The following is a 6,359-nucleotide window of genomic DNA, read 5'->3' as shown; positions in this document are numbered from 1 at the left end:
CTGCGCTGGCCCGGCACTGCGCTGGCCCGGCACTGCGCTGGCCCGGCACTGCGCTGGCCCGGCACTGCGCTGGCCCGGCACTGCGCTGGCCCGGCACTGCGCTGGCCCGGCACTGCGCTGGCCCGGCACTGCGCTGGCCCGGCACTGCGCTGGCCCGGCACTGCGCTGGCCCGGCACTGCGCTGGCCCGGCACTGCGCTGGCCCGGCACTGCGCTGGCCCGGCACTGCGCTGGCCCGGCTGGTGCTCAGCTGTCGAGCGGGCTCAGGCGCTGGGGCAGGGTGAAGCGGATCGTGGTGCCACCACCGGGGGTGGCTTCGGCCCAGATGCGCCCGCCGTGGCGGGCTACGATGCGCTGGCAGGTGGCCAGCCCGATGCCGTGTCCGGCGCGGGCGGCGGGGTCGACCTGCGCGAACATCGCGAAGACGCTCCGGCGCTGCTCGGGCGGGATGCCGATGCCGTTGTCGATGACCGAGAACGTCCACCCTTCACGATCGCGCACCGCGGTGAGGACCACCTGGCACGGGCGCTGCGGGCTGCGGTACTTGATCGCGTTGCCGATCAGGTTTTGCAGCAGCTGGCGCAGCAGCACCGCATCGCCGTGCACCGCAGGCAGGCGCTGCGCGCTGATGCGCGCCCCGGAGTCCTTGACGACAGCGCGCAGGTCCAGCACGGCCTGCTCGAAGACCTCACGCACCTGCACCTGCTCGCGCCGGCAGCTCTCGGCACCAGCCTGGGCGTAGGCCAGCAGGGCGCCGATCAGCTCCTTCATCCGGGCGGTGCCAGCACGGGCGGTGGCGATCCAGGAACGGGCCTGCTCCTCCAACTGCTCGCCGTAGCAGTCCTGCAGCATCTCCAGGTAGCCGGCCACCACCGTCAAAGGAGAGTTCAGGTCGTGGCTGACGGTGCCGGCGAACTGCGCCAGCTCGCCGTTGGAGCGCTCCAGCTCGCCCAGCGCCGCCTCCAGCTCGCGCTTGCGCGCCCGGATGGCGGTGATGTCGCTCTGGGCCACGACCGCGCCCAGTGCCGTGCCGTCCGCGCGCGACATGGTGCGACCGCTCACGCGCACGGTGATCGGCGCCCGATGCGCCGGAGCGATGACCATCTCCACATCACGCACCGTGCCTTCGCGCAGAGCCCGCTGCAGCGGGACCTGCTCCGGACGCAGCGCGCTGACGCCGTCGGCGGCGTACAGGCTGTAGACGCTGGCGTGATCGGCAGGGTCCACCGAAGCATCGGCATCCAGCCCGTGCATGCGCCGGGCGGCACGGTTGAAGACCGTCAAGCGGCCGTCGGGGCCGGCGGCGACGACACCGACGTCGATGGTCTCCAGCACCGCCCGGTTCAGCTCATCGCGCGCCTCGGCCTCGGCCGTCATCAGCTGCGCCAGAGCACGCTGCTCGGCGGCCTCGGCGGCCAGCTGCTCGGCCTGCACCGCTAGCTGCTGCGCCAGACGGGCCTGCCGGCGCCGCTCGAAGAGGGCCACCACCACCCGCGCCAGACCTTCCAGCGCGCTGATCTGCGCCGCGCTCAGCTGCCCGGTGACGGTGTCGAAGACGCACAAGCTGCCCAGCACGTGCCCCGCAGGGGTGATCAAGGGCGCCGAGGCGTAGAAGCGCACCTGCGCCCGGCGACCGTCGACCCACGGGTTGGCGCGAAAGCGCGCGTCCTGGCTGGCGTCCTGCACGTGCACCAGGTCCCCGTCGCTGAAGTGCAGCGCGCACATCGACTCGCTGCGCGGGGAGTCCGCCCCCTCGAAGCCGACGGTGGTCAGCTGGCACTGGCGGTGCTCATCGATCAGGTTCAGTGTCGCGTGCGGCACCCCGGCCAGTACCGCCGCGGCACGCACCACGTCGTCCAGCTCGTCCTCGGCCGGAGCATCCAGCACGGCGTACTCGTGCAGAGCAGCCAGGCGGGCTGCTTCCGCCGGCTGCGCCGGCACACCGAGAACGTCCACGTTGAAGCCTCGGTGCGCACGCTGCGCACCTGAGTACTACAAAAGCGTGAGCGTGCCCACCCCGCTGAGCCGATGAGCACCGCGCACAGCCACCAGCCAGCTCAGCGCTCGATACCGCCCTCCCCCCGACCAGAGCGCGCCGCCGCCGCACTGGTGCGCGAGCCAACGCGCGAGCTGGCGCCCTGCTCGAGCGCCTGCCCGGGCTGCAACCGCGCCGGCACCGGCGAGCCGAGCGCGCGCTGCTCTTGCTGCCCGTGCTGTCCCGGCCGCTGACCCGACTGCTGCCGCGCCGCCTCGCGGGCGAGCTGACGGGTGCGAGCCAGCTCCTCGCGCACCACCCGCCCTGCGGCGCTGACCCCGGGCACGTCCGTGGTCGTCAGCGGCTCGGGCAGGGCGGCGGCGATGGTGCGCAGCTGGTGCCGGGCCACGGAGGCGATCTGCTTCGCGGCCTGCGCCTCACCGCGCGCCTTCAGGGCGTCGTGCAGCGCCTTCATCGTGTTGGCCAGCTGGCGCAGCATCACCGCCTGCGCCATCCGGCTCGACCCCGAGCCGGAGGCCACCGCCAGCGCCAGCGCCGCGCCCTGCACCGAGGGCATGTCGGATCGCCTGGGTGCGCTGGCGTGGGCGCGCACCTGCGCGGTGCGCGCCAGCGCCCGCGCCACCTCCGCCAAGGGTCCCGGGGTGGGCTCGACCTGCCGCGACCACGCCGCGAAAGCACCCGCGCTCTCGCGCGCCACCTGCGCCCACGTGGCGTGGTCCTCGATGGGCACCGCGCGTAGGTACTCGCGAAACGCCTGCACCTGCTGGGTGTGCTGGACCCACTCCTGCGGGCTGACCGGGCGCCGCCGAGCGGCGGCCATCTCCTGCTCGCTCACCCGCGGGGAACGCTTGGCCACCCGCCACACCTGCACCGCTTCGGCGGCCGCCTCGACGCTGTCGGGCCACTGCTCGCGCAGGCGCGGCAGCGTCAGGTCCCGCGCCAGGCGTGAGCCGCCGAACCACAACGGCGTGGTCCCACCCGCGCCCGCACCCGCCGCGGTGCCCTTCCTCGTGCCCGCAGTCCTGGCCTTGCTGGTGCCCGCAGTCCTGGCCTTGCTGGTGCCCGCAGCCTGCGGGCGCAGCGCGACGGAGTAGCCCAGCACGACGTCGTCGCGACCGGCCGCGTAGCGCGGGCGGATCAGCAGCCCGTCCGCGCGCACCGCCCGCACGAAGTCCGCCTCACTGGCCGCGATCGCCGCGGCCGCGCGCACCCGGCGGGTGAGCACCACCCGCTCCGGCTCGCCTCCCGTGCGCTGGGCGCGGGCCAGCTCCGCGGGCTTCAGGCCCCGCTCCCCCAGGCCCGCCTCCCGCGAAGCGAGCACCTCCAGGCCGTGGCGGTGCTCCAGCTGGGTGCACACCCGCTGAGCGCGCGGGCGGTCGTTCCACACGTCCGCCTTGGACCCGTCCTCGCGCACCAGCGACACCGCCAGGTGCACGTGGTCGTTGCCCTTAGCTGAGAGGCCGTGGCGGATCGCCACCCACCGGCACGGCGCCGGCCCCGCCACCCCCTCGGGCCCTTCCGTGGGCGTCGAGAAGCCCATCGCCTCGACGAAGTCGCGCGCGATCTCCGCCCACTTCTCATCCGAGAGCACGCCCTCCTCAGCGCGCAGCGAGAGCGAGCAGTGCCACACCGCCCCACCGGCCACCTGCACCCCGAACAGCATCCGCGGTGCCTCCAGCTGCCGCGCGATCTCGGCAGCCGCCGCCGCGTCCAGGACCGCGTCGTCGTGCCAGGCCAGGATCGCCGCATCCCCGGCCACCAGGTGCGGCTCGACGTGCTCGTTGGCCTTGCCCGGCCCGGCCAGGTAGGCCAGCAGCCCACCCATGCGCTCCCCACGGGTGATGTTCGGCATCACCGCCGCACCACCACCCGCGCGCACCCACCCACCGAGCCGCCCACGCCGTCGCTCATGCGGACGCTCACGCCCCATCCACCCGCTGCGCGCACGCCTGCACCCGCTCGGCCACGCGCTGCACCACCGCCAGCGTCACACCCGTCTGCCCCCAGAAATCGGCCGGCAAATCCGCAGCCCCAGCACTGCTTGCACTGCCCGCGCCAGCGCCGTGAGCGGCCGCGGTGTTCGCCACCCGCGCCAGCTGGTTGACGTTGTTCGCCACCCCCGCCAGCAGACGACGCACCGCGAACAGCTCCTGCGCCAGCGCGGCCCGCTCCGCCGGCGTCACCCCCCGCAACCCGCCTGCAGCACCGTCCCCGGCACCACCAGCACCGCCACCGCTGGTACCGCGTGACCCGCGCGGATCCCCCGGTGCGCCCTCCGCCAACGCCGCCTCCACCAGCAGGCGCGGCACCGAGATCCCCAGCCGACCCGCCCGCACCTGCAGCGCCAGCTCCTCCTGCGCACTGACCTTCACCTGGTGCGCGTGCCGACGCGCACCCCCGACGTTCTCCCGCCGCCGCCGCGGCCCCACCCGCCGCGCAGGCGCACCACCCGACGCACCACCAGACGCGTCCGCCGGCACTGGCCCGCCGTCGTCGGCCACCGCAAATCCACCCACGGACAGCGGCTCACTCACCGGCACAGACACCGGCACGAAGCTGGGCAACGACCCTGGCAACGACGTCGGCGACGGCACCGACGAGCCCTTCGCCGGGTGCACCTCGGTGACCCACCGCGCCACCCCCGCGGACGCACTACTCGAAGCACCACTCGAGGTTGGTGCTTCACCAGCGGCACCGCCGCGGGCGTCACCGGTGACGTCGTCGCTCCGCTCCTGACCCACCACTGCGCCCTCGCTCCCTGCCGCGTCCCACGTGCGTCCTGCGCCCGCTCTTCCCCCGCCCAGCGCAGCGACCCCGCACCGCGGGGACGGCACCCACTGGGTGCCCCGGCGACGAAGCGGAGCCGAGGAGCCCGACTTGGCTATGCCAAGTTTATAGCTTGCTCCGCTCTCCCGGCATGGGTCCTTTCTAGTGTTTTTGCACGGGGACCGGCAATGACGGCCTGAAAGGGCGGGCGCCGCAGCGCCCGGGACGCCACACGGCTCGCCATGCAAGTGCCGCCCACGTCACCGCACTCACGCGCCTGCGTCCTGACCGTGCACGGGCAGGTGGCGCCTTGGTGCGAGCAGGCACAGTGGTGCCATGAGCCGCGGGCACGCACGCCGCACACGGCGCACCCGCGCCGCGGCCGCACGCCAGGAGCCAGCAGAGCAGACCCTCAGCGTGCTGTCCCTGGAGTGGGACTTCGGCTACTCCTCGATCCTCGTGGACCGCTCCCCGCACATCACCGGCGTGCAGGAGGTGCGCCCCGAAGCGCTGGGCCTGACGGCGCAGCTGTGCGCCCGCCTGCACCACTGGCACCAGCGCCAAGAGACCCTCTCCGGGCACTGGGTGCGCCAGTGGTTCGAGCACGAGCCCGAGACGGAGCCCGAGAGCGAGGAGAGCCGGCACCTGGCCCAGCAGCTCAGCGACGAGCTGCACCAGCTGGCCTGGGACGTGCAGCATCAGCTCGGCAGCGACGTCGAGGTCCAGCTGCACGGGCGCGCCCTGAGCGAGCACCGCGCGCACCAGCGCGCGCAGCACCGTGCACAAGACCGCACGCAGCACCGCCCCGGCTGAACACCCGCTCAGCACCGACGGATCAGCAGCAGACACGACAGGAAAGGCCGGTGGTCCACGCGTGTGGCGCTACGAGCACACCTCCTGGCGCGTGCAGGTGCACGCCCACCTGAGCACGCCGTCCGCACCAGCCGCCTCCGCACCAACACCGCCACCAGCGCTGCCGTCACCGCTGCTGCAGGTGCGAGACGTCACCGGAGCATGGGTGACGGATGAGCTGGCCGAGGTGCCGCTGCTGCCTGACGGCGTAGCCCCGCTCGCCGTCAAGCTCCTGCGCCCACCCAGGACCAGGCCCACCGTCAACGCTCGCGTGGCACCCGCGCACCAAGCCACAACGAAGGACGCTGTGAAGGCCGCAGTGAAGACCGCTGCGAAGACCGTGGCGCACCCGTTCGTGCTGCGCCCCGTCCCCCAGCGCATCGAGCTCGGGCAGCTGATCGCCTACGCCCACGACGCCTCCGGCCGGGTGGACACACTCATCCGCGAGTCCGACGTCGTGCACATCGACCCCATGGGCGGCGCGCTGCCGCCACCGCGGCCCTTCGAAGGCTGGCGCCTGAGCCTGCTGCACCCGGACAGCGTCTCCTTCTCGCTGAGCGCGCCGTTCTGGTGGCGCACCCCCGGCAGCGTCCAGCCCGCCAGCGCACTCGATGGCGCACCCGACGGCCAGCTCAGCGTCGAGGTGCACGTGCTGCCCACCGGCACCTGAAGGCAGTGCACCCGCGCAGCCGCCGGGCAGCTCACCCGGCTCGGCCCCGCTCGGCCCAGCAGAGCCCAGCTAGGTC

5 protein-coding genes are annotated in these 6,359 nt (G+C 73.8%); 2 read left to right on the top strand and 3 right to left on the bottom strand.

The window, feature by feature from the left end:
• Window positions 1–245: 245 nt before the first annotated feature.
• The 3 genes from ACRYMN_RS17480 to mobC all read right to left on the bottom strand — a co-directional run bounded on the left by ACRYMN_RS17480 (window position 246) and on the right by mobC (window position 4,496).
• Window positions 246–1,955 carry a sensor histidine kinase gene (locus tag ACRYMN_RS17480; RefSeq protein WP_432497811.1) on the bottom strand — a complete coding sequence of 570 codons (1,710 nt, stop codon included), beginning with the start codon at window positions 1,953–1,955 and terminating at the stop codon, window positions 246–248.
• Between the two features lie 101 nt (window positions 1,956–2,056).
• A complete protein-coding gene (locus tag ACRYMN_RS17475) occupies window positions 2,057–3,847 on the bottom strand; it encodes a relaxase/mobilization nuclease domain-containing protein (protein ID WP_432497809.1) in 1,791 nt (596 codons plus the stop codon).
• A 67-nt stretch (window positions 3,848–3,914) separates the two neighbouring features.
• Window positions 3,915–4,496 carry a plasmid mobilization relaxosome protein MobC gene (gene mobC / locus ACRYMN_RS17470; RefSeq protein ID WP_432497807.1) on the bottom strand — a complete coding sequence of 194 codons (582 nt, stop codon included), beginning with the start codon at window positions 4,494–4,496 and terminating at the stop codon, window positions 3,915–3,917.
• A gap of 682 nt (window positions 4,497–5,178) precedes the next feature.
• On the opposite strand from mobC, the gene ACRYMN_RS17465 reads away from it, so the two are divergent.
• Together ACRYMN_RS17465 and ACRYMN_RS17460 are read left to right on the top strand one after the other, a co-directional pair.
• Window positions 5,179–5,574: a hypothetical protein gene (locus ACRYMN_RS17465; protein WP_432497805.1), complete on the top strand. Its 396-nt coding sequence runs from the start codon at window positions 5,179–5,181 to the stop codon at window positions 5,572–5,574.
• Between the two features lie 346 nt (window positions 5,575–5,920).
• Window positions 5,921–6,283 carry a hypothetical protein gene (locus ACRYMN_RS17460; protein ID WP_432497803.1) on the top strand — a complete coding sequence of 121 codons (363 nt, stop codon included), beginning with the start codon at window positions 5,921–5,923 and terminating at the stop codon, window positions 6,281–6,283.
• The last annotated feature ends 76 nt before the right edge of the window (window positions 6,284–6,359 follow it).

The sequence above is a fragment of the Kineococcus gypseus genome, assembly GCF_050871305.1.
Taxonomy (GTDB): domain Bacteria; phylum Actinomycetota; class Actinomycetes; order Actinomycetales; family Kineococcaceae; genus Kineococcus; species Kineococcus gypseus.
The sequence above is the reverse complement of the archived record's forward strand: the minus strand, read 5'-3'. Positions and strand labels throughout refer to the sequence as shown.